General features: G+C 45.1%; 17 protein-coding genes. 12 read left to right on the top strand and 5 right to left on the bottom strand.

Annotation, left to right across the window (positions count from 1 at the left end; translation table 11 throughout):
• Positions 1–17: 17 nt before the first annotated feature.
• A complete protein-coding gene (locus tag AC23N5_RS16480) occupies positions 18–1,316 on the bottom strand; it encodes a TolC family protein (protein WP_487756421.1) in 1,299 nt (432 codons plus the stop codon).
• A gap of 160 nt (positions 1,317–1,476) precedes the next feature.
• On the opposite strand from AC23N5_RS16480, the gene AC23N5_RS16485 reads away from it, so the two are divergent.
• The 4 genes from AC23N5_RS16485 to AC23N5_RS16500 all read left to right on the top strand — a co-directional run bounded on the left by AC23N5_RS16485 (position 1,477) and on the right by AC23N5_RS16500 (position 4,672).
• Positions 1,477–2,613, top strand: coding sequence for a DUF819 family protein (locus AC23N5_RS16485; protein ID WP_487756422.1), 1,137 nt, complete (start codon positions 1,477–1,479; stop codon positions 2,611–2,613).
• Between the two features lie 263 nt (positions 2,614–2,876).
• Positions 2,877–3,257, top strand: coding sequence for a hypothetical protein (locus AC23N5_RS16490; RefSeq protein WP_487756423.1), 381 nt, complete (start codon positions 2,877–2,879; stop codon positions 3,255–3,257).
• 79 nt (positions 3,258–3,336) lie between these two features.
• Positions 3,337–4,209 carry a glycosyltransferase family protein gene (locus AC23N5_RS16495; RefSeq protein WP_487756424.1) on the top strand — a complete coding sequence of 291 codons (873 nt, stop codon included), beginning with the start codon at positions 3,337–3,339 and terminating at the stop codon, positions 4,207–4,209.
• 46 nt (positions 4,210–4,255) lie between these two features.
• Positions 4,256–4,672, top strand: coding sequence for a DUF1801 domain-containing protein (locus AC23N5_RS16500; protein ID WP_487756425.1), 417 nt, complete (start codon positions 4,256–4,258; stop codon positions 4,670–4,672).
• Positions 4,673–4,728: 56 nt separating this feature from the next.
• Here the strand turns inward: AC23N5_RS16500 and AC23N5_RS16505 are convergent, their stop codons facing one another.
• The gene (locus tag AC23N5_RS16505) at positions 4,729–7,599 is read right to left on the bottom strand and encodes a M16 family metallopeptidase (RefSeq protein ID WP_487756426.1); all 2,871 of its coding nucleotides are present in this window, start codon (positions 7,597–7,599) and stop codon (positions 4,729–4,731) included.
• A 156-nt stretch (positions 7,600–7,755) separates the two neighbouring features.
• Between AC23N5_RS16505 and AC23N5_RS16510 the strand changes: the two genes are divergently transcribed.
• Positions 7,756–8,370 (top strand): IMPACT family protein, encoded by a 615-nt coding sequence (locus AC23N5_RS16510; RefSeq protein WP_487756427.1) that lies wholly within the window; start codon positions 7,756–7,758, stop codon positions 8,368–8,370.
• An 87-nt stretch (positions 8,371–8,457) separates the two neighbouring features.
• On the opposite strand, the gene AC23N5_RS16515 is transcribed toward AC23N5_RS16510, so the two are convergent.
• A complete protein-coding gene (locus tag AC23N5_RS16515; protein WP_487756428.1) occupies positions 8,458–8,757 on the bottom strand; it encodes a hypothetical protein in 300 nt (99 codons plus the stop codon).
• Positions 8,758–9,314: 557 nt separating this feature from the next.
• Entirely contained in the window at positions 9,315–11,570 is a 2,256-nt protein-coding gene (locus tag AC23N5_RS16520) for a S9 family peptidase (RefSeq protein WP_487756429.1), read from the bottom strand.
• 156 nt (positions 11,571–11,726) lie between these two features.
• Here AC23N5_RS16520 and nth point away from each other — a divergent pair, with 156 nt between their 5' ends.
• The 3 genes from nth (at position 11,727) to gldG (ending at position 15,423) form a co-directional block, all read left to right on the top strand.
• The gene (nth, locus tag AC23N5_RS16525) at positions 11,727–12,386 is read left to right on the top strand and encodes an endonuclease III (protein ID WP_183974874.1); all 660 of its coding nucleotides are present in this window, start codon (positions 11,727–11,729) and stop codon (positions 12,384–12,386) included.
• A gap of 55 nt (positions 12,387–12,441) precedes the next feature.
• Positions 12,442–13,527 (top strand): aminotransferase class V-fold PLP-dependent enzyme, encoded by a 1,086-nt coding sequence (locus AC23N5_RS16530; RefSeq protein ID WP_487756430.1) that lies wholly within the window; start codon positions 12,442–12,444, stop codon positions 13,525–13,527.
• A 264-nt stretch (positions 13,528–13,791) separates the two neighbouring features.
• A complete protein-coding gene (gldG, locus tag AC23N5_RS16535; RefSeq protein ID WP_487756431.1) occupies positions 13,792–15,423 on the top strand; it encodes a gliding motility-associated ABC transporter substrate-binding protein GldG in 1,632 nt (543 codons plus the stop codon).
• Between the two features lie 52 nt (positions 15,424–15,475).
• Here the strand turns inward: gldG and AC23N5_RS16540 are convergent, their stop codons facing one another.
• Complete coding sequence (locus AC23N5_RS16540) at positions 15,476–17,362, bottom strand: DNA topoisomerase IV subunit B (protein WP_183974868.1); 1,887 nt, start codon at positions 17,360–17,362, stop codon at positions 15,476–15,478.
• Between the two features lie 406 nt (positions 17,363–17,768).
• Between AC23N5_RS16540 and AC23N5_RS16545 the strand changes: the two genes are divergently transcribed.
• From AC23N5_RS16545 to AC23N5_RS16560, 4 genes are all read left to right on the top strand, one after another.
• Positions 17,769–20,252 (top strand): SLBB domain-containing protein, encoded by a 2,484-nt coding sequence (locus AC23N5_RS16545; RefSeq protein ID WP_183974866.1) that lies wholly within the window; start codon positions 17,769–17,771, stop codon positions 20,250–20,252.
• Between the two features lie 23 nt (positions 20,253–20,275).
• The gene (locus AC23N5_RS16550; protein ID WP_122933198.1) at positions 20,276–21,355 is read left to right on the top strand and encodes a hypothetical protein; all 1,080 of its coding nucleotides are present in this window, start codon (positions 20,276–20,278) and stop codon (positions 21,353–21,355) included.
• Positions 21,356–21,567: 212 nt separating this feature from the next.
• Positions 21,568–22,410, top strand: coding sequence for an ABC transporter permease (locus AC23N5_RS16555; RefSeq protein WP_183974864.1), 843 nt, complete (start codon positions 21,568–21,570; stop codon positions 22,408–22,410).
• 35 nt (positions 22,411–22,445) lie between these two features.
• Positions 22,446–23,696 (top strand): ABC transporter ATP-binding protein, encoded by a 1,251-nt coding sequence (locus tag AC23N5_RS16560; RefSeq protein ID WP_028523120.1) that lies wholly within the window; start codon positions 22,446–22,448, stop codon positions 23,694–23,696.
• The last annotated feature ends 14 nt before the right edge of the window (positions 23,697–23,710 follow it).

Here is a 23,710-nt window from a genome sequence, read left to right on the forward strand (position 1 = left end):
TGTTAATGGGGCAATAGTTAGTTTCTCAACTCTAGTAATTTTCCGTTAATCATCACATCGGCCAACGTGCGCAAGTACTTGTTTTGGGCGTTTAAGGCTTCGTTAAATACGTTGAGGTACTGGTCGTAGCTCAAAATTCCGCCTCGGTATTTGATAAGCACCAATTGCAAATTCTCTTGGCTCAATTGATACGCTTCTTCGTTGGTTTTCAGTGAACTAACTGCTTGACGGTAGTTGAGTAAAAGTTCCTCGGTTTCGGTCTGAAACTTTCGTTTTTCGTTGTCAAGCTGAAGCTGGGCGATGTCTGCATTCACCTGCGCGCGTCCGATGGCGCTTTCTCGGAGGCGAGCCGTGTAGATGGGCACTTCAAAGCGGAGCCCCGTGACGCCGATACCGTACCATTTTTCGTTGAAATTCAGAAAGTTGAACGTAGAACGTTGCGCTTGCTCTTGGTAGCGAGCAAAGGCCGACAAGGTGGGCAAGCGGAGTAATTTTTCTTTTTTGAGTTGCGCTTGGGCTACCACCAGTTGCTGGGCACGAAGCTGCAATTTGGGGTGACTTTCTCCTACGCTTTCTTTGACTGTCGCTAACGAAGCAGGAACAACATACGGAGCCAGCGTTAGATCTTGGGTATGGAGCAGCAACCGCAGTTGGTTGAGATTTTTGGCGTAGGCCAATTCATTTTGCTTCAACACATCTTCCACGCTGAGGCGGGTGGCTCGGCTGCGATTGTATTCGAGCTGGTCGATGAGTCCTTTGTCTTTGCGTTCTCGCGCAATCGCCACAATGCTGTCGGCATTGGCTAAGTTCCGTTGGAGGAGGGCGAGATACTGTTGGGTAAACACCGTAGCAAAGTACAAACGAGCGACTTGTGTGCTGAGGTCGTCGGCGAGGACAAGCGTTTGTAAATCAGTTAGTTTTTGATTTTGTTGGGCAAGCTGAACATCTTGTTTTAATCCTGCATTCCAAAGCGGAGCGCTGGCTTCGAGCCCAGCGGTAAGGTTGAACGGCACCCCAAATTGTACGCCGCGGTACTCTCCCTCTTTTCCTCCAAAAAACTGCGCAGGAATTAGCTGCGTGGGCAGCACAAAATTGTAATCCAAGGCCGTTGTGAATTTAAGTTGCGGAATGCGCGTACTTTGGGCAGCGGTGACATTCCACGACTGGATGCGGGCATTTTGTTGGGAAATCTGGAGGTCGGCGTTTTGTTTTTTTGCCAACTCAAGGGCTTCATTGACCGTTGAAATAACCGTTTGGCCGAAGACATGAGGAGACCCTAACAACAACGCAATAAAGGCAAGAATGAGCTTTTTCATACGGCTCTAAGTTTCAGTATCTGAGGTGTAGTGATTACATTTGGTAAAAATCACGGAACAAAGCAAAAGTATCCATGACGAATGTCACCTACGAAGGTGAATGAAGCGGAAAAAAAGCTGTTGAAAACGGAAAATTTGAAAGCAAACCCTTTAACTCGTAATGAATTCTCTCTACATCTTGACGATGCTCTGTGCCAATGTGGTACTGGCCGAATGGCTGACTAAATTCCCTTATCTGCGCTCAATGGGAGCGGCTTTGCTGGTGATTATCACCACGGCCATCACCGCCAATCTGGGCCTGATTCCATCGTCGAGTGAGGAAGTGCCCGTTTATGATGGTATTTTTTCGTACCTAGCGCCCCTCTCTATTTTCTTTTTGATGCTCAAAGCCAACTTGCGCAGCCTCCGAAAAGCGGGAGGGGTCATGCTTTCGTTGTTTTTATTGGGGTCAATTGGGACAATTTTGGGAGTTATTGTAAGCCTACAACTTTTTGATGCTCCCCGCTCCTTGGGCGAGCTTCATTATGCCATTGCGGGCATGTTTACGGGGACTTACATCGGGGGAAGTGTCAATTTCAACGCCGTTGCGCTGCATTATGGAGTTTCCAAAGCAGGAACATTATACGCAGCAACTACGGCGGCTGATAATATCATTACGGCTATTTGGATGGTAGGAACACTGGCCATCCCCCAATTTTTGAATCGTTTGTACCCTCGTCAAAAGCGCCAAGAAGCGGTCTCGTTAGTGGAATTGGAAGAAGAATTGAGTGAAAACGAAACTGTAGGCCCCAAAGACGTGGCGTTGTTGGTCGGGTTAGGGGTTCTGAGCATTTACCTGTCCCAGCAAATCGCCCAGTGGATTCCTTCTATCCCCGTGGTGTTGATTCAAACGACCTTAGCGTTAGGTTTGGCCCAAATTCCCGCCATTCATCAGTTGGCAGGCTCGCGGATGTTGGGGCTGTTGTGTGTCTATTTGTTTTTGGCGGTCATTGGCGCTTATTGCGACATTCCTGCGCTGGTAAAAGACGGAAAATTGGCGTTTACTTTGTTGGGCATTATTACCGTTTTGGTGGTGATTCACGCAAGTATTGTTTTTGGCATAGGTGCGTTGTTAAAACAAGATTGGGACATGTTAGGCATTGCTTCTCAGGCCAATATCGGGGGCGCAAGTTCGGCGTTAGCCTTGGCCAAAAGCCTTCATCGCCCCGATTTACAGCTCCCTGCGGTACTCATTGGCGTGCTAGGAAATGCCATCGGAACGTATTTCGGGATTTGGATTGCCGAATGGATGAAGTAAAACAAAATGTAACAGTGAAGACATTCGTAAAGCACGTATTTACCAAACAGTTTGGAAAAAAAATCTTAATCTGGGCAGGTATCTGTGTGGCATTCTGTGTATTGGTTATTATTAGCCCTGAGCTTGTTCCCATTTTAGTATTATGCGGAATTGCATCCTTTTTTACCGTTCCTCTGGGAATCCTTCTGTTATTAATCGTACCCATTTGGTACTTACTAGCACCCAATAAACATCTAGTCACGGCATTACAACTTGCGCTCCTAATGATAGGACTACCCGCCGTATCTTGGACGACCTACTTGGTGGGCGATGAAAAGGCATTAGATATTCGAGCAGAATGGCGTTACCATGCAGCCGAGGAATTGATTGCTGAATTAGAAGAATACAAACGCAAGCATCAAACCTATCCAGTATCGACGGGAGGAGTTCCTTTTGAATTCAAATCAAGAGAAGAGTGTCGAAAGAATAACATTCGCTATACCAGTCAAGGACAGTTTTTTAGGGTTTATTTTGACTTGTCTTCTCATTCGTTTATCGTTTACAACTATACCTATTGCTCTGATTGGTCGAAAGTACCTCAAGAATCAATCGTAGGCCAACCGACTGAGCGAGCAAACTGGCGGCTAATCAGTAGAGCCGATTAATTCTGGGGAGATTAAATGAATGAATGGGCAAAACAGCGGCGATAAATCGTAAATTTGACCCAAAAATTAGACCGAAATAATGCACGTTACGGGTTTTACCTTTATTCGCAATGCCGTCAAGTTCGACTTCCCGATTGTGGAAGCCATCACCTCCATCCTACCCATTTGTGATGAGTTTGTGGTGGCCGTAGGAAAAGGCGAAGATGAAACACTGGAGCTCGTGCGGCAGATTGACCCCCAGAAAATCCGTATCATCGAAACCGTATGGGATGAATCGCTCAAAGACGGGGGAGTAGTGTATGCCAAAGAAACGGATAAAGCTTTTGAAGCCATTTCGGCTCAAAGCGACTGGGCATTTTACATTCAGGGCGATGAGGTGGTACATGAAAATGATTTGCCCAAAATCAAGGCCGCCATGGAACGCTGGAAGGACGACAAAAACGTGGACGGGCTGTTGTTTTACTATACCCATTTTTACGGCTCGTACGACTATATCGGCGATTCGCCCACCTGGTACCGTCACGAAATCAGGGTGGTGCGCAACGACAAACGCATTTATTCGTACCGCGATGCCCAAGGATTTCGGAAAAACAATAACGAGAAGCTACGAGTGAAGCTAGTAGATGCCCGTATTTACCACTACGGTTGGGTCAAAGACCCGCGCGTGATGCAAGAAAAATACGTGCACATTCACCAATATTGGCACGGCGGAGACGTAGAAGGCCACGTGAATGTATCGGCTGAAGGGTTTGATTATTCACAAATTGACTCGTTGGCCAAGTTTACGGGAAGCCATCCCCGCGTGATGCTGCCCCGCATTCAGCGCCAAAATTGGCAGTTTAGCCATGATATTTCGCACAAAAACCTCCGTTTTAAGTACCGTCTCAAAATGTGGGTAGCTCGTCTAACGGGATGGTATATTGGTGAATACAAAAACTATAAGCTGCTCTAAAAGGAATCCATTTGACACTCTCCTCTCCTAAACTCGACACTCAAAAATGGTTGAATACGCCGATGCTGATGATTTTTTGGCCAGTCAAACCCCCGAAATTCGGCAGTTGTTGTCGTACGTTCGGCAGTTGGTGATGGTGGCGCACCCCAAAATGAGAGAGCGGTTTATGTACAACAATACCCTCTTTTTTATGTGCCTAGATTACGTTTGTTATTTTGGCAAAATTCAAAAAACCAAGGGCGTGGAGATTGCGTTTGTAAAAGGGTTTTTACTGAAAGACGAAGCGGGAGTGTTGGAGGCGAAAGGCCGAAAAATCATTCGTGGCATGACGTTTCAGAACCTCAAAGACTTTCAGGCGCGGGAGGAAGCATTTTTAGAGGTGTTGCAAGAAGCCATTTTACTGAACGAAACCCAACCTCAAAAAACCTTCGCGAAGATTATGTTTGAGCGTCGCAAAAAATAAGGGCTGCCCAAAAGCCATTGCTTTCAGACAGCCCCAAAAAGAGAAGGACTCCGTTGTTATTTTTTCTCAGGAAGCAACACTACCTTGATAAAGTTGGCGTCGTTGAGGTACTTGTTGGCAGCAGCTTTGGTACTTTCTACGGTTACTTTATTCAATTGTTTTTCCCAACCCAAAATATCTACTGGATTTTCGCCAATGCTATACGCTCCAATCAATTGGTTTTGCCAGAATCCATTTTCTTTCATCTGAACTTCCATTGAGCGGCGGGTTTCGGCTTTGAACTTGTCAATATCCACTTGGGTTGCGCCGTTTTTCTTGATTTCGTCCAAAACAGCCAACGTCTTAGTCGCCAATTCTTCTACGCGCTCAGGGCCTGTGCCGTATCCGATACGAACCGTGTAGCGAGGCGCGGGAGTTTTGCTGTAAGAAGCGCGCGCACCGATACCATATACACCGCTTTCTTTCTCACGAATCACCTCGATAAGCTTGATGTTCAAGATTTCTTCGAGGGCGTCGAGTTGCCAGTTGTTGTCTTCGTTGTAAACATAGTCGCCACTGAAAATCAACGAAGCTTGGCTTTTTTGCTCAATTCCTTTATACACTTTCTTGTCAAGACGTCCCGACGGAGTACGGATACCTAAGTCGCGGAAGCTTTCTTTTTTGTTTTGTGACGGAAGCGCGCCCAAGTATTTTTCTAACAAAGGCTTCACTTCGTCCACCTTGAAACTTCCCGTGAAGAAGAACGTAAAATCAGACGCATCTGCAAAGCGCTCTTTGTAGATTTGGAAAGCACGGTCGGGGTTAATCATGTCCCAACGCTCTACCGAAATAGGCTGACGGCGGAAGTTGTTGTTCCCCAAAATACGGCTCAACGAATCTTGGAACACCACTTCAGGGGAAGGAGAAGCGTTGCGGTTTTGAATGGCAGAGCGCTGCGACGTCAAGAAACCTTTGATGATGTCGTCGTCTTTGCGAGGTTTGGTAAAGTATCCATACACCAATTGCAAAGCTGTTTCGAGGTCTTTAGGGCTACAGTTTCCGCTGAACCCTTCTTCGTTTTCCCCTACAAACGGGCTAACGTTGGCAACTTTACCCGTAAGGTATTTTTTCAACGCAGGCGTATTGAACTCGCCAATTCCACTTTCTTCTACCACGGCATCGGCCATGCCTGCGCTCATAAAGTCTTTTTCGTCGTAGAGCGACGTACCGCCTTGGCTGCGAGCGCCAATCAAGATTTCGTCGTTTTTGAAGTCAGTAGGCTTCAATACTACTTTCACGCCGTTGCTTAGTGTCAACTCTGTCACGCCAATTTCTGGGATTTGCTTCGTAGAAACCGTGCGACCAGCAGCAGGAAGGTTCTCGATAAGTGGTTTGTTCACTACTTTATCCACGTATGCAGTAACGTCTTTACCCGCGCCGTTGATCCATTCCAAAATAGTGGCTTCGGTTGGTAATTTTGCTTTGTCTTTTTCAGACGCAAGCACCAATACCGTACGGTTATCAGCAACCAAGTACTTGTTGGCAAGGGCGTTGATTTCCGCAATAGTGATGCCGTCTAGCTGTCCTTGCACAAACTCAAATTGAAATTCTATACCTGGAATAGGTGATTCTTCAAGGAAGTTACCCATGTATTCGTTGACGTAAGAAGCCGACTTGGTTTTGTCTTTTTCCTTGAAACGTTTTTCGGTAGCAGTGAGCAATTGCTTTTTGGTACGGTCTAATTCCGTATCGGTAAAACCAAATTTTTTCACGCGAGCACCCTCGTCCAACACCGCCTTAACGGCGCGTTCTAGGTTGCCATCTTTTGCCACGGCAATGTTGATAAACGAATCATAATCACCAATGAAACCGCCGTAACCCGCACCCCCAAACAAGAAAGGAGGGTTAGCTTGTTGCGTTTGTTCTTGCAAACGTGCTTGGAGCATTTGGTTAAACAAGTTGCGCTTGATGCTTTCGCGAGAATCACCGAGCGTTTTTTCTTCTGCTTTTGGTAACTTCGTAATCACCTGCGCAAGCATGTAAGGTTGCTCTGGGTCAGTTACGATGGCTACGCGCGTACCTTTAAAATCGGCTACGGGGAATTTGCCCAACGGACGAGGTTTCGTGGCCTTTGGAATCGATCCGAAGCGCTCTTTAATCATTTTTTCTACTTGGTCGATGTCAAAATCTCCCACGGCTGCAATCGCTTGCAAGTCGGGGCGGTACCATGTTTTGTAGAAATTACGGATGGTCTCGTGGCTGAAGGTTTTCAAAACTTCTTCGGTACCAATAACATTGCGTTTCCCATATTTTGAATCGCCTACGAGGATAGGCATCCACTTGTCGCGCATCCGTTGTTGGGCGCCTTTTCCACCACGGAGTTCTTCCAAAATAACGCCGCGTTCTTTGTCGATTTCTGCACCTTCAAACGTAATGTTATGTGCCCAGTCTTCCAGTACGACAAACGCTTTGTTGAAAATATCAGCCGAGTCGGTAGGGACTGGCAACTGATATACCGTTTGGTCTTGTCCTGTGAAGGCGTTGAGGTCGTCACCAAATTTCACCCCTGCGCGCTGGAGGTAGCTCACTAGCTCGTTTTTGGGGAAGTTTTTGGTGCCGTTAAACGCCATGTGCTCGGTAAAGTGGGCGAGTCCGTTTTCTTTGTCTTCTTCCTGAATTGCCCCTACTTTGTTGATGAGGTACAATTCAGCGCGCTTTTTGGGTTCTTCGTTTTTACGGATGTAATAAGTCATACCGTTGGGAAGTTTGCCGTAGCGAACTTTGGGATCCATTGGAATGGGTTTCTTGAGATCGGTTTGGGCATTGGCTGCGGTTGCCCAGCCGAAAGCTACAGCAAGAAAGAGTAGTTTGGCTTGTTTCATAGATGTTTGAAGTCTATTGGAGAGATTGATTTGGAGGTAAAACAACTTATTTACGGAAGTGTTCATAAATTATTGTGATAAACGGTCTGAAACGAGGTTTAGCTAATCAAAACCTTGCAGGTTTTTTTTACCTGTAAGGTTTGTAATCATGATTGTACTACTTTTGACTATTTTAACAAGAACGATTGTGTTCGTTATTTTCTAAAAAGAAATATTCCTGAAATGTTATTTGACGATAGTTATAAAACCATTGATGCCCCGTCGGAAGGTTTTTTTCGCGACCGAGGTAGCAAATTTTTGGCCTACGCATACCCCATCAAGACCGAAGACGACGCCAAAGGTCACCTAAATGAGCTGTACGAACTGCATCCCAAGGCAGTTCATCATTGCTACGCCTACCGATTGGGGCTGGACCGTGCCCAATTTCGCGCCAACGACGACGGCGAGCCTTCGGGGTCGGCGGGAAAACCGATTTTGAACACCATTTATGCCCACGACCTCACCAACGTATTGGTGGTAGTAGTGCGGTATTTTGGGGGAACCCTGCTGGGCGTCCCTGGTCTTATCAATGCCTATAAAGTCGCCACCGACGAAGCCCTAAAAATAGCAAAGGTGGTGACTTTGCACGTGCGTGATGTTTATACCTTGGTCTATCCTTATGAGCAAATGAACGATGTCATGAAAGTTATCAAGGCGTTTGACCTAGTACCCCAACACCAGCAATTTGACAACGAATGTAGCCTCCAACTCGAAATCCGAAAAACGATGCTGAACCAAGTGCTTGGCAAACTAGAAAAAATCGACTCGTTGCGCTTGGAGTTTGAAAGGACTATTTAGATGTTATTCCCTTGAACTTTTGAAGTGAGTTTTGGGTGTAAACTCTGTATAGTTCTTTTAATTTGATGTCAGTCTTTTTGTAGGTTATCATTGTGAAAATGGGTGATTAAAAAAAGACCCTATTGTGAACAAGCTACAAGCTAGTAAAATTAAAAAAGACCAAAGCCCATAGCCAAAAGATGAAAATCTGTTTCTATAAATTCTTAAAAAAGAAACTACTAACAGTATGAGCTGTAATAATAAAAAAGGCAGTGTGAGTGTTTCTTGAAGAATACCCATTGCAAAAAAATCAAATTGAAATACGTAAGTATTAACACAAAGAAGAGAAAAGTATAATCCAATGATTACACTTAAAGCAAATAGCTGTTTGCTTGTGATGGCTTTCATATCTATTTTTTGTTTTTAGTAACTGTTTAGGCTATTTTCAAAGCCATTTTTTTTGCGCTATTACCCACTTCAATAAATATTCCCATACTCAGCAGAACCCTGCCAAGTATATCGGCTGTGCCTGAGATGAAGAAATAACAACCCGCTAAAACAAGCATTATACCGATTAAAAGTAATTTGAATGTAGTAGGTATTTTTCTGTTTGTTTAAAAAGTACAATTAATGGTTAGAGACAATCAACTACATTGGTATGATGAATTTCAATAAAAAATCAGGTAAAAACCAAATTGTAACCTTAGTTTTTTGGCAAAAAACCGTGAAACCTACTTTTTAGCCCGTGAAATCTACACAGAATTGCATTTTATCAAATGTTTCACGGCGAAGTAAAAATGAAGAGAAGTACTATTTATATACTATTGGTATAGTGTATAAGTATATTTGATAAAATAAGAAGAAGAAGGGGTTGTTGGAAAAGTACAACTAATAGGAGGTGGGGATTGAAATAAATTGGCCGATAATGCGTAGGTATTAGCTTGCATTATCGGCCAATTGTGTTTTTACAAATTCTTCAATACCCAATCGGTCATCATTTGGTAGCGGTGAATGAGGGTATTTCCGCCGCCTATGCCGTGGTTGCGGTTGGGATAATAAAACGAATCAAACTGCTTCCCTGCTTTGATGAGGGCGTTGACAAAATCAACGGAGTTCTGGAAATGCACGTTGTCGTCGCCCGTTCCGTGAATGAGGAAGAACTTACCCTTGAGCTTATCCACGTGCTGAATCGGCGAGTTGTCGTCGTAGCCCGCAGCGTTGTCTTGGGGGCGTTTGAGGTAGCGTTCGGTATAAATGGAATCGTAGTAGCGCCAAGTCGTGACGGGTGCGCCCGCAATTCCCGCTTTGAAATAATTGGCCCCAATGGTCATGCAGAGCGAGGTCATATAGCCACCGTAGCTGTGGCCGTGAATCCCGATGCGGCTTGCGTCCACGTACGGGAGGGTCGCCAGGTATTTCGCCCCTTCGATTTGGTCTTCCGTTTCTAGTTTTCCAAGTTGGGCGTACGTGCACGTACGGAAAGCGTTCCCGCGTGCGCCCGTTCCACGCCCGTCCACCGACACAATCAGGTAGCCTTTGGTCGCCAGTACTTTAAACCAGCCGATGAGGGCATTGGTCCAGGTGTCGGTGACGGTCTGCGAGCCTGGCCCACCGTAAACGTACATCAGTACAGGGTATTTTTTAGCAGCGTCGAAATTCAACGGTTTAATCATCCAACCATTTAGCTCAGTACCTTGGGTGGTGGTAAACTTGAAAAAGTTTTGGGTGGGAAGGTCGTACTCAGCCAAACGTTCGCGGAGTTTTTGGTTATTTTCGAGTACTCGCACGGCTTGGGTGGCGGTGCTTTGGTGTAAACTCACTGTCAGAGGCTCTTGCGCCGATTGATTATACACCAAGTAGTAGCTACAATCAGGACTCATGTTGATGGCGTTATTGCCCGATTTTTCGGTGAGTTTGACGGGCTGGGGCGCAACCACTGGCGTGGCTTTCTTTGATTTTTTGGCCACAGGCGTCGCAAAACTCAAACTGTACAAATGGCGCTCCATGGGCGACACCATCGACGAAGTAAAATAAATCACTTGTTTTTTCTCGTCAATACCCACAACGTCAGTTACTTCCCAGTTGCCCGAAGTCAATTGTTTGACCAGCGTGCCATTGATGTCGTACAAATACAAGTGCTTGTACCCGCTGCGCTCCGAAGTTTGAATAAACGATTTGCCGTCGGCCAAATAGGTGAGGTCGTCAGTAAATTCCAAGTCCACGTAGGTTTTGCTTTCTTCACTCCACACAGTTTGCGACTGCCCCGTGGTGGCATCGGCGTGCAAAATATCCAAGCGGTTTTGAAGGCGATTCATGCGCTTGAGCGACAACACATTGGCGTTTTGTGTCCACTTGATGCGGGCAATGTACTGGTCGGCTTCGGGGCCAACGTCGATTTTGGCTTTTTGGTTAGTAGCCAAATGATGTACCCAAATTTGCACCACAGAATTTGCCTCTCCCGCCTTTGGATATTTATAGCGGTAATCTTTGGGGTACAAATCACCCCAAATTTGCATGTTGTATTCAGGAACGCGGCTTTCATCGAAACGATAGTAGGCAAGTTTGGTACCATCGGGCGACCATTCGAAGGCTTTGGCAAAGCTAAATTCTTCTTCATAGACCCAATCGCAGGCCCCATTGATGATTTCGTTGCGGCGACCATCCGTAGTGATAGCACGTTCAGTCATGGTCGCAAGGTCGGTGATGTACACGTTATTGTCGCGGACAAAAGCCACTTTCGAGCCATCAGGCGACAGCGTAGCAAGCATTTGTTTGCCATTTTTTGACAATTGTACCAGTTTTTTGGTTTGCAGGTCATAGACGTAAAAATCGGCCTTGAATGAGCGGCGATAGATACGCTCAATGCCCGTGGTAAGCACCAGTTTTTGTTCGTTGGCGCTCAACTCATAGCTATCAAACTGGATACTTTGGTTCGTACCTTCGACTTTAACAGCCGTTTGGTCAAACAACGTTTCGACGGCTTCGCCCGTGGCAATGCTGTATTTGACCACTTTGCCCGCTTGTTGAGCGGTATAGAATCCTCCTGCTTGCATCCAATTGACACCCGTGACCGTGCGAGGGGTAAAAACAGAGCCTTGTGGGCCGTAAATGTCGTTGAGGGCGAGGGTTTTCTTTTGTGCCTGCGATGGGCTTGCTAGGGTGGCGAGTAAAAAAGCCAATGAAACACCCCAGTTTTTAAGGGAAATAGTGGTTTTTCTCATGTACGATTGATGAATAGGTAAACGGATAAAACTCGACAAAGATAGCCAAATCTTATCCATCAACGACATCACCCATATTGAGGGAAAAAAGTATCTTTGGGGACTGTTTTGGAAACACACAAACACCAACGGATAACCGTGCGACAGCACTTGTATATGTTAAAAAAAGAACGTTACCGCCAGTTAATTGCGCATTTCTCTCAAAAATTCCCACAAGCCGAAACCGAATTGCACTACACCAATCCGTACGAATTGCTGGTGGCGGTTATTATGTCGGCACAGTGTACCGACAAGCGGGTGAACATGGTGACGCCAGCCTTGTTTGAGCGTTATCCTGACCCGCAAGCATTGGCCGACAGCACCTCTGATGAGGTTTTCCAATATATTCGGAGCATTTCGTATCCCAACAACAAAGCCAAGCATTTGGTAGGAATGGCGCGAATGCTGTTAGATAAGTTTGGCGGGGAAGTGCCCAGTTCGATTGAAGAACTTCAGCAAATGCCAGGCGTGGGGCGAAAGACCGCCAACGTCATTGCTTCCGTCATTTATAATCAACCTGCCATGGCCGTTGATACGCACGTTTTTCGGGTATCGCACCGACTGGGCTTGGTTCCTAAAACAGCGACAACTCCGCTGGCTGTTGAGAAAGAACTCATCAAATACATTCCTGATTCGGTGATTCCTGTGGCGCACCATTGGCTCATTTTGCACGGACGCTACGTGTGTCTTGCCCGAACTCCGCAGTGCGACAAATGCGATTTGACGCATTTGTGCAAGTATTTTGAAAGCCAACAGAAGAAAAATAGTCCGAAGTAGTCAGCAATTTAGCGTATTTTTGTGGCCTACTTTCATTTTGACCACCTACTTACCGATGAAACAAGTGTATTTTACGGCAGGACCCGCAGAGATGTATCCTACCTTCGAGCAACATTTACGTACGGCTGTCGAAAACCAACTTGGCTCCATTTCGCACCGAAGCCAGAAATTCAGAGACATTTACAAGTTCACGGTCGAGCAACTTCGTACATTGATGAACATTCCCGAATCGCACGCGATTTTTTTTACGGGCTCGGCGTCGGAAGTATGGGAGCGGATATTGCTTAATTGCGTAGAGCACGAAAGTTTTCACTTGGTCAATGGCTCGTTTTCCAAGAAATTCTACGAGTATGGAGTTTCCTTGCGCAAATTTGCTCACAAACAAGAAAAACCGTTTGGTGAGGGGTTTGACTACGGCGAAGTAGAAGTTCCTGAGTATGCTGAAGTTATTTGTGTAACTCAAAACGAAACCAGTTCGGGTGTTCAGATGCGCGAACCGGACATTCATAAATTGAAGCGGAGCAATTCTAAGAAATTGATTGCGGTTGATATGGTTTCGTCGGCGCCTTATCCCGAATTAGACTTTGGCGTGATTGATACAGCCTTCTTCTCAGTACAAAAAGCCTTTGGCTTGCCTGCGGGGCTAGGGGTATGGATTGCCAACGACAAATGCCTTACCAAGTCGGAGCGGTTGAATAAGTACGATGACATCACGATTGGAGCACACCATAACCTGCCTTCGCTTTGGAAAAACTTCAAAACCTACGAAACCCCTGCTACGCCCAACGTATTAGGCATTTATCTGTTAGGTAAAATAGCCGAAGACCTCAACGCCATCGGAGCGGATGTGGTTCGTAAGCAGACCGAAGAAAAATACAAAGTTCTTAATAAATACGTAGAGACAAGCAATGTGTTTAGCCCAGCGGTAGCTGAGGAAAGACACCGTTCTCGGACGGTTGTGGTGGCCAATACCAGCAAGTCATCGGCGGAGGTAATTGCGGAGGTGAAAAAAGCTAATATGGTGGTTGGAAGTGGCTACGGGCCTTTCAAAGATAGCCAAATTCGCATTGCCAACTTCCCAGCGGTTTCGCTTGAGCAAGTGGAATTGCTGATTGAAGAATTGAAAAAACTAGAGAATTAACCCGCCGAACCCGCCGTCAGACGACAGTCAGACGGCGGCAGTAGTCGATAGTCAGACGGCAGAGGTAGGCGATAGTCAGACGGCAGCAGTAGTCGATAGTCAGACGGCAGAGGTAGGCGATTCTCAGAGGGCAGTAGTCTGACTATCGTCTGACTACCGTTTTATCGTCTGACTCTTGTTTTGTAACAACAAAAAAACGCCCTGCAAATGCGATAAAGCTTCGTTGTTCGTTTTTGGTGTATCTTTGGCCGAAAATTGGGACGTATGAAGTCGAACCTTGCACGCATTGCTCTTTTTATTGGGATTTTAGTCGGAATAAATGCCATCGCAGCATTTGTTTTTTTTCGTTGGGATTTGACCCAAGAAAAACGCTACACTATCTCGGACGCTACTAAAAAACTTCTCCAAAACTTGGATCACCAAGTGGTGATTAAGGTCTATCTGACGGGCGACTTTCCAGCGGGTTTTGAACGGTTGGAACGCGCCATTCAAGAAACCCTAGAATCATTTGTTGATTATGGCGGAGGCAATGTGGCCTATCGCTTTATTGAACCTACTGACCCCAAACTTCAGGAAGAACTCATGGGTAAAGGATTGATTCCGACCAATTTGTTTGCCAACGAAGAAGGAAAACGTACCGAACGCCTGGTGTTTCCAGGGGCTGTTTTGGTATATGAAGGCAAGGAATATCCCGTCCAACTGTTAAAAGGGAACAAGTCGGCTACGTCGGAAGAACAACTCAATCAATCGTACGAAGGCGTAGAGTTTGAGTTGGCGTCGGCGATACGTCGATTGGCGCAAAAGGACCGCAAGCGAATCGGGGTTTTGGTAGGTCATACCAAGGTTCCCCCTCCGCGTTTTTCGGATTTTTTGGCCAATCTTCAACAGAATTATGACCTTTACTTTGACGTTCAAAACCCTGACAATTGGGATAAAGGTGACTTGTTGGTAATTCCCAAACCTGATAGCCCTTTTAGCGAAGATGAAAAATACCGCCTCGACCAGTTTGTCATGCGCGGAGGAAAACTACTAATGTTTGCCGACGGTGCGCGCGTTGATAGCGTAAGTTTGGAAGGAACATTTGCGCAGCCTTTGGATGTCAATCTCGATGATTTGTTGTTCAAATACGGGTGCCGAATCAACCAGAATTTAATCAAAGATTTGAGTTGTGCCATGATTCCCCTCAATGTGGGTAACATGGGCGACAAGCCGCAGATTCAATCCATGCCGTGGCGCTTTTTCCCTTTAATCAATAATTTTGGAAAACACCCGATTGTCCGCAATCTAGATGCCCTTTATACCCGTTTTCCCAGTAGTATTGACACCATTCAGGTGGATGGTATCAAGAAAACACCATTGCTTCTGACCTCGCGCTACACCCAGCTACGCAAAGCGCCAGTGTTGGTAGGTTATAACGAAGCGCGTCAGCAACCCGACCCGCGTGAGTACAACGCAGGTGAAAAGCCCATTGCGGTGTTGTTGGAAGGCTCGTTTTCGTCGTTGTACAATAACCGTTTGTTGCCTAACGACCCACGTACAAAATCGTTTTTGGGAAAAAGCAAACCGACCCAAATCATTGTAGTATCTGATGGTGATTTGATTGTGAATGATATTGATTACAAGCGCAATGCCCCTTTGCCGTTAGGCTACGACCGACTTTCTGGCAATACGTTTGCCAACCGTGATTTTGCGTTGTACGCCGTAGATTACTTGGCTGATTCGGAAGGATTAATTACGGCAAGAAACAAACAAGTGACGCTGCGACCGTTGGATAAACTGCGTCTTAAAGAAGAGCGTATGCAGTGGCAACTGCTGAACTTGTTAGGCCCGTTGGTATTGATTGGTGTCGTGGGCGTAGTGTGGCAATGGAATCGTAAACGCCAATACGGAAGCTAAAATCAAAGTTCCCTGCGTACCGTTTTTGCAACGGCGCGCAGGGAATAATACGTTAAGCTGCGAGATTGGGGTCTTCGACCACGTCTTTTTCGACCCGCAAGTTATCAATGATAAACCGTTGACGTTCGGGGGTGTTTTTGCCCATGTAATACGTCAACAATTTGGGAATAGTTGTTTCTTTTTCCAAAATCACGGGTTCGAGGCGAATGTTTTCACCAATAAACTTTCCAAACTCCTCGGGAGAGATTTCCCCAAGCCCTTTGAATCGCGTAATTTCTACTTTTTTGTTACCTCCTAATTTTTTGAGTGCCTTTTGGCGTTCTTCGTCGCTGTAACAATAAATCGTCTCTTTGTGATTTCGGGGATTTCGGACGCGGAAAAGCGGCGTTTGTAAAATGTACAAATGCCCGTTTCGGACCAAATCAGGGAAAAACTGCAAGAAAAACGTCAGCATCAACAAACGAATGTGCATCCCGTCCACGTCGGCATCGGTCGCAATCACAATGCGATTGAAACGTAAATTTTCCAGCCCTTCTTCAATATCTAAAGCGTGTTGGAGGAGGTTAAACTCTTCGTTTTCATACACCACTTTTTTGGTTAAACCAAAGCAATTCAGGGGCTTCCCTCGTAAGCTAAACACTCCTTGGGTTTGTACGTTACGAGACTTCGTAATCGAACCACTCGCCGAGTCTCCTTCGGTGATAAACAAGGTTGTTTCGTAACGGTCGTCCGATTTTACATCTGGCAGGTGAATGCGGCAATCACGCAGTTTTTTGTTGTGCAAACTTGCCTTTTTTGCTCGTTCGTTCGCCAATTTTTTGATACCCGCCAATTCTTTTCGCTCGCGTTCTGATTGCTCAATCCGTTTTTTTAACGCTTCCTTAACCGCTGGATTCATGTGAAGGAAATTGTCGAGCTTTGCTTTGAGAAAGTCGTTGACAAATGTCCGTACGGTAGGGCTGTTGGGATCGGGAGAGATATTGCTTGAGCCTAGCTTAGTTTTGGTTTGGGATTCAAAAACAGGTTCTTGTACCCGAACGCTAACGGCGGCTATGATAGATGCCCGAATGTCTTCTACGGCATAGTCTTTGCCGAAGTGATCGCGAACGGTATCGACGAGCGATTGCCTAAATGCCATCAAGTGAGTACCGCCTTGGGTGGTATATTGGCCGTTTACGAACGAGTAATATTCTTCCCCGTATTGGTTGCCGTGTGTCATCGCAATCTCAATGTCCGAGCCTTTGAGGTGGATAATAGGGTAGCGAATCGAATCTTCGTCGGTTTTATTACGGAGTAAGTCGAGCAAACCGTTTTGAGAAACAAATTTTTGCCCGTTATAATTGATGGTAAGACCAGCGTTGAGATAACAATAATTCCAAATCATGTTATCCAAAAACTGCGGGATGTAGTGGTAATTTTTGAAAATGGTATTGTCAGGCTCAAAAATCATCAAGGTTCCGTTGCGTTGATTCGTATCTTCTTCGCCCGATTCTGTCACGATTTCACCTTTGCGAAATTCGACCCATTTGGTTTTTCCTTCGCGAAAAGACTGCACTTTAAAGTAAGAAGAAAGGGCATTGACAGCCTTTGTCCCGACTCCGTTGAGCCCTACCGATTTTTGAAAAGCGCCCGAATCATACTTTCCACCCGTATTGATTTTAGAAACGCAATCCACCACTTTCCCAAGCGGAATTCCTCGTCCGTAGTCACGAACTTCGACGCGGTGTTCTGAAATTTTTATATCAATCGTCTTTCCAAAACCCATGGTATGTTCGTCAATGGAGTTATCAGCAATCTCCTTGACCAATACGTAGATACCATCATCGGCAGCTGAGCCATCGCCGAGCTTGCCAATGTACATTCCAGGACGTAATCGGATGTGTTCTTTCCAATCGAGCGAACGAATACTGCTTTCGTCGTACTTTACTTGTTCTGCCATTAATAGTTCAAAGATTATTTGTAGCAGGCTTGTAGATAGCCTTTGGTATGATTTTACAAACTTACAATTTTAAGTCTTGAAGCACAAGTGCAGCCTTATCACAAAATATTTCTGACCAAACACTTGTCATATTCAGGGGTAAAGTATTTACTTTGTAAAACAAAGTTCTTTTTGTTGATTTTATTTAAAGCTCTATAGAAAAAAACAAAGTAGTAACAAAACCATGAAAATATCGGAAAAATCATACAATAAGCCCAGAAAATGGCCGTAAAAAAGAAAAAAGTTTAAAAAACTGAAAAAGTTACGTTACTTTGTCGGCCAATTTGATTCTGTATAAATATTGGCTTGTCTATCGTGTTAATTTATTGTTAATCAGAATCTACCTTTTTTCTCTGAAACACATTTCATGAAGAAGTTTTTTAAAGATTTTAGCGCAGGACGCGCAGTCTTACACCTATTTTCGATTAGTTTATTAACAGCCACTTTAGTAAACGCCCAAACTCCTGCTGGAACAGGAAGTAGTAGCTCAAGTTCAAGTTCGGCGCCTGCGCAGGGTCAAGCCCCTGCTTCTACAACGCCAGGCTCAACGGCTCCTACCACGACAACGTCGCCTACTACTACTACGGCCGACAAAGGAACAGATGCAAAGAAAAGCGCTGATCCTAAGGCTCTTAATCAGGTAGAAAAAGCAAAGGACAAAGAAACGACAGCTGCTGATGCTCAGTCAAACGAAGATACAGAAGAAGCGTATCGTCAGGCAGAGTTGAATAAGATGCGTCGTAAGATTTTTGGATACCAGCTTTTTAATAATCCAAATGTTTCATTTGCACCTTCTGATAACATCGCTACCCCCCGTGACTATACCATTGGGCCAGGGGATGAGTTGATGGCGTACATCTACGGTTATTCACAGTCGATGTTAGAACTGCCCGTCAACTCAGATGGATTTGCCTTTGTGAAAGCGGTTGGCCCAGTGCAATTAAGCGGTCGGTCGATTGAGCAGGCACAAAAAGAATTAATTACTCGTCTTTCGCCTTACTACAATAATCTTGGGGCGCCAGGAAGTAGTGCAAGTACCTATCTTCAATTGCGTTTGGGACGGATTCGTACCATTCGGGTGACGGTATTGGGTGAAGTTACGACGCCAGGTACTTACAATGTTTCGTCGCTTTCAACGGCGTTGAATGCGCTTTATCTTACAGGAGGCCCTAATGAATTAGGGTCATTCCGTCAGATTCAGGTGGTGCGTAAAAACAAAACCGTAGCAACCCTCGATTTGTACGAACTGTTGATGAACGGAACCTTGAACTCAGACATTCGTTTGCAAGATAATGACATCATTCAAGTGGGTGTTTACAAAAAACGGGTAGAGATAAAAGGAAATGTAAAACGTCCAGGCTTGTATGAGCTTCTTGACAATGAAACAATGAGTAATGTCCTAAACTACGCGGGTGGTTTTACGGACAATGCGTATACGGATCGGTTGAAACTCTTGGGGCTTACGGCCAAAGAGCGCCGTATTGTGGACGTGCGTTCGACAGACTATGGCACATATATTCCTAAAAATGGAGACGAAATTACGGCTGATATGTTGTTGGCGCGTTTTGAAAACATGGTCGTTATCTCAGGGCCTGTGTTTCGTCCAGGACAATATTCGTTGGATCAAAATAAAACGTTGCTTCAGCTAATTAAAAGTGCCGAAGGTCTGACAGGCGAAGCTTTTACAGGGCGTGTGAATGTGATTCGTACGCGGGAAGACTTGTCGGTAGAAAATATTTCGTTGAATCTAGCGGATATGCTCAACGGCAAAACCCAAGATTTAATCCTTCAACGCGAAGACCAAGTGATTATCCCTTCTAAATTTGAACTTCGTGAAGGGACTTTCATTAAAGTGATTGGAGAAGTAAACCAAGGCCCAGAAGTTAATCTTCCTTACAGTGCCAACTTTACGTTAGAAGATGCAATCATTCGTTCGGGTGGTTTTAAAGAGTCCGCATCTACGGCTCAAATCGAAGTGGTGCGCCGCAAGCGTGATGTGAACGTACAGTCTGCCACTGCACAAGTAGCCGATATATTCTTGTTTGACGTTAATCGTGATCTTACACTCGACGGAAATGACAGCCGTTTCATATTGGAGCCATACGATGAAGTGTTAGTACGTCCATCGTCAAACTATCAGCCGCAAACATTCGTGACTTTCAAAGGAGAAATCGTAAGTCCAGGAATATATGGTATCAAAACCAAGGATGAGAAATTGTCGGACCTACTCAAGCGTGCAGGAGGATTGACAGCACAAGCGTATGTAAATGGAGCGACTTTGTTGCGTAAGATTACACTTTCCGACGAAGAAATCGCACAACGCAACCGTGCAGTATCTGAAATCTCGGATGATGCTAAAAAAGGCCGTTTTGACGACGAGGGCGTTGTAAAAGATAAGCAAGAAGCCATTGGCATTGATTTGGGCCGTATTCTTCGTAACCCAGGAGGCCGCGAGGATATCATTATCCAAGATGGTGACGTGATTGATATTCCTAAGCGTCTCGAAACGGTACGTTTGCAAGGAGAGCTTCTTTTCCCAACCACCGTAAAATACCGCAATGGTAATTCGTTTATGGATTATGTTTCGCAAGGAGGCGGCTTTACGCGGATGTCACTCAAACGTAAATCGTACGTGATTTATCCCAATGGTTCGATTGATCGTACGCGCAAGTTCTTGTTCTTCAATGTGTATCCAAAAGTAGAACCAGGTTCTGAAATCCATGTGCCACAACGTACCCAATCAGACCTTGCAGAGGCGCAAAGAGCGATGCAGTCAGTGATTGGTATATCATCAACCTTGATGACATTGATTACTACGGTGTTGGCTTTCAGAGTATTAGGTGCAAAATAAAAAGAATTAACTAAGAAGCTTTTATGGAACAACAAGAGCAAGTAACCCTCACGCCCAAGCTGATTTTTCAAAAGATAATCGCTACCAAGAACCTAGTTCTAAAAAACTGGTGGATTATTTTATTAATTACGGCGATTGGTACGGGAATAGGATACTACATAGATGCGGAAAAAAATAAACGTCTTCAATACTTAGCTAAAATCGTTTTTAGCATCAGTGGCGCGTCTGGCGGACAGGACATGGGAGGTTTTGGAAGCTTGTTAGGAATGTCAGGTGGTGGACAAGGTGGTGACGCAGGATTGTTTAGAGGAGAAAACCTGTTTTATGTCATCAAAACGCGCCCCGTGTTGGAAAGAGCGTTGCTATCAACGGTGACTTTGAGTAATGGGAAAAAAGAAAAGTTTGTCAATTACTACCTCGATTCGACCTACTTGCGTCAAGACGAATGGGCGAGTTTTTTGCCCGAATGGATGAATGTGCGCATTACGCATAATCGCCGCGACTCCATGACTAAAGTAGAACGTCAAGTGTTTGATGGGGTACTTTATCGGGTAAAAGACCGAGAAATCAAAATTTTGCAACCTGACATCAAGACAGCTTTTTACGACCTAACGGTGTCGATGGAAAATGAGCAGGTATCAAAAACATTTGCGGAATTGTTGTTGACAACCATCGAACGAGTTTACCAAGAAACCCAAACCCGTAAGTCGCGCGAGATGATGGGCATCATGCAGCGTCGGGTCGATTCGTTAGGGCGCGTGCTGAACCGTACAGAGAGCAGTTTAGCGCGGACTGTCGTCATCAATACCGACGCCGTCGCTCCTACCGCCAAAGTGGAAGAGGGGCGCCTGACTCGAAGTAATACGTTTGTTTCTTCGCTCTATTTGGAGGCTTCGCGCAGCTTGGAAAACTTACGGATGTCGATTGTCAAAGAAGCTCCGTTATTTACCATCATCGAACCCGCAGTATTACCACTCGAAACTCGTCTTTTCACGCGTGAGAACACCAAGTTTGGAGCGATGTTAGGACTCATTGTGGCTATTATCTTTGTGCTCGCCAAACAAACGTACGGTGAAGCATTGAGAGACATGAAAAAGAACTAAACATAAGACAAGAAAATGAAGCTTTGGGTGGGAGAAATCCTGTTCAAAGCTTTATTTTTGGCATAAAGTAATTGTGCCAGTATAAAGCTATTTCTATTTTAACCCCACGCCTTTAGGCTGGGGTCTAAGGGGTTACTTAGTATCAATACTGTTAACAGTTAACAAATAACGATTAACCGTGCGAAAGCACTTAAATCTGAACGTAAAAAACAATGGCGCATTCGGAAGAAGTAATCATTGAAGCTGGCCACGGAGCAAAGAACTACTGGCGTGACTTGTGGAAAAATCGTGAATTGTTGTTGATTCTTTCCCGTCGCGATTTATCAGTTCGCTACAAACAAACGGTAGTTGGGGCTGGCTGGGCTGTCATTCGGCCTTTTGCAACCATGCTCGTCATGGTTTTTGTGTTTGATAAAGTAGCCAAATTCAAAGGAGACGAAGGAATTCCTTATCCGTTGATGGTATTGGCGGGAATCACCATTTGGAACTTCTTCTCTACAACCTTTACCCAAATTAGCCACAGTATTTTGCTGAATTCTAACTTGGTGACCAAAACCTATTTCCCGCGTTTAATCATGCCATTGAGTTCGGTGGTTGTGGGGTTTGTCGATTTCATTATTTCGATTGTTCTATATGTACTCATCGCCATCTGGTACCAACATTTTCCAAGTTGGCAACTTTTGCTTTTTCCCGCTTTTGTACTTTTGACATTGGCGGCTTCGCTGGCTTTTGGACTATTTTTTGCCGTGATGAATGTGCGATTTAGGGACATTGCGCAGTTGATTCCTTTTATTGTTCAAATCGGATTTTACGCTTGCCCTATCGCCTACAGTAGCAGTATGGTCGAAGCCAACCAAGGAGCTTGGTGGTATGACTTGTATTATCTCAACCCGATGGTAAGTATTATTGATGGGTTTAAGTGGTGTCTTTTAGGCGACGGCGCCTTCTTTAAAGTGAGTAGTTTGTACAGCACAATAGGTTTCACAGTGGCCGTATTGGGTATTTCGATTTACTATTTTCGTAAAGAAGAAAATTCGTTTGTTGACTACATTTGATTACTTTTGAAACTAGAACAATACCTATACGACCAATGGAGGTTATCGTTGCGGAAGATATTAGCAAAAAATATATCATAGATCACCAAAAAAAGGCTCGTAAGAATTTTACACTACGAGATACTTTTTCGGAGAAGTTTAAGCATTTTTTTGGCAAGGGAGAAGAGGACGAAGTCGAGCACGAGGAATTTTGGGCCTTGCGTGATGTGAATTTTAGCGTGAACCAAGGCGACCGCGTTGGTATCATTGGTCACAACGGTGCAGGCAAATCGACTTTGCTGAAAATTTTGAGTAAAATCACGGAGCCTACCAACGGTCGAGTGACCATCAAAGGACGAGTCGCTAGTTTGCTTGAAGTAGGAACTGGGTTCCATCCCGAACTCACTGGGCGCGAGAATATCTTCTTAAACGGGGCTATTTTGGGCATGAAACGCCACGAAATCAAGGCTGCGTTTGATAGCATTGTTGATTTTGCGGGAGTCGATAAGTTTTTGGATACGCCCGTAAAACGTTATTCTTCTGGTATGTACGTTCGTTTGGGCTTTGCCATTTCAGCGCACTTGAGCCCTGAGATTCTTATCATCGACGAAGTACTGGCCGTAGGAGACGCTGATTTTCAGAAAAAATGCCTCGGTAAAATGCGGGATGTCTCGGAAAGTGGTCGTACCATTTTATTTGTGAGTCATAACCTTGCCGCCGTGCAGTCGTTGTGTAACCGCGCTTTCTATTTTGAACACGGTCGTCTCAAATTACAAGGAGATACGACCCACGTAGTTAATAACTACTTGAGCCACGTTGCAAAAACTACCCTTGAGCACACTTGGGAAACTCCCGAAGAAGGCCCAGGAACCGATGAGGTGCGTTTCCGTAGTATTCGGGTGAAGCCTGCGTATGCCAGCGGAAAACTGTACATCGACGTAACGACCCCCATAAAAGTACACATTGAGTTTTGGAACATGGCCGAGCGCGCCGACCTTAACTTGAGCTTGCACCTTTATGCCTTTACTGGCGAGTGTATTTTTAATGTTGGGACAACCTCTCAGTCTTTTGACAAAGGTTTGGTGTCGGCAACGCTTGATATTCCTGGAAACTTCCTTAATGATGGTTCGTACGTCATATCGGTGATGGTTGTCAAAGATACCTCTACCGTTTTATACCAATTGGCTGAAGCGGTTTCGTTTGAAGTAGAAGACCACCGTGAAGGTGTGACGTGGTATGGCAAATGGCCTGGTTATGTACGCCCTCAGTTTAATTTTCAAATTAGCCAATCAGAAGTATTGGTTTAAACGGCTGGATTGTC

The sequence above is a fragment of the Runella sp. R5_40 genome (genome assembly GCF_057652295.1).

Coding starts and splice junctions, on each gene's coding strand:
- AC23N5_RS16480 (WP_487756421.1), bottom strand. CDS start 1,316: ATGAAAAAGCTCATTCTTGCCTTTATTGCGTTGTTGTTAGGGTCTCCT.
- AC23N5_RS16485 (WP_487756422.1), top strand. CDS start 1,477: ATGAATTCTCTCTACATCTTGACGATGCTCTGTGCCAATGTGGTACTG.
- AC23N5_RS16490 (WP_487756423.1), top strand. CDS start 2,877: ATGATAGGACTACCCGCCGTATCTTGGACGACCTACTTGGTGGGCGAT.
- AC23N5_RS16495 (WP_487756424.1), top strand. CDS start 3,337: ATGCACGTTACGGGTTTTACCTTTATTCGCAATGCCGTCAAGTTCGAC.
- AC23N5_RS16500 (WP_487756425.1), top strand. CDS start 4,256: ATGGTTGAATACGCCGATGCTGATGATTTTTTGGCCAGTCAAACCCCC.
- AC23N5_RS16505 (WP_487756426.1), bottom strand. CDS start 7,599: ATGAACACTTCCGTAAATAAGTTGTTTTACCTCCAAATCAATCTCTCC.
- AC23N5_RS16510 (WP_487756427.1), top strand. CDS start 7,756: ATGTTATTTGACGATAGTTATAAAACCATTGATGCCCCGTCGGAAGGT.
- AC23N5_RS16515 (WP_487756428.1), bottom strand. CDS start 8,757: ATGAAAGCCATCACAAGCAAACAGCTATTTGCTTTAAGTGTAATCATT.
- AC23N5_RS16520 (WP_487756429.1), bottom strand. CDS start 11,570: ATGAGAAAAACCACTATTTCCCTTAAAAACTGGGGTGTTTCATTGGCT.
- nth (WP_183974874.1), top strand. CDS start 11,727: ATGTTAAAAAAAGAACGTTACCGCCAGTTAATTGCGCATTTCTCTCAA.
- AC23N5_RS16530 (WP_487756430.1), top strand. CDS start 12,442: ATGAAACAAGTGTATTTTACGGCAGGACCCGCAGAGATGTATCCTACC.
- gldG (WP_487756431.1), top strand. CDS start 13,792: ATGAAGTCGAACCTTGCACGCATTGCTCTTTTTATTGGGATTTTAGTC.
- AC23N5_RS16540 (WP_183974868.1), bottom strand. CDS start 17,362: ATGGCAGAACAAGTAAAGTACGACGAAAGCAGTATTCGTTCGCTCGAT.
- AC23N5_RS16545 (WP_183974866.1), top strand. CDS start 17,769: ATGAAGAAGTTTTTTAAAGATTTTAGCGCAGGACGCGCAGTCTTACAC.
- AC23N5_RS16550 (WP_122933198.1), top strand. CDS start 20,276: ATGGAACAACAAGAGCAAGTAACCCTCACGCCCAAGCTGATTTTTCAA.
- AC23N5_RS16555 (WP_183974864.1), top strand. CDS start 21,568: ATGGCGCATTCGGAAGAAGTAATCATTGAAGCTGGCCACGGAGCAAAG.
- AC23N5_RS16560 (WP_028523120.1), top strand. CDS start 22,446: ATGGAGGTTATCGTTGCGGAAGATATTAGCAAAAAATATATCATAGAT.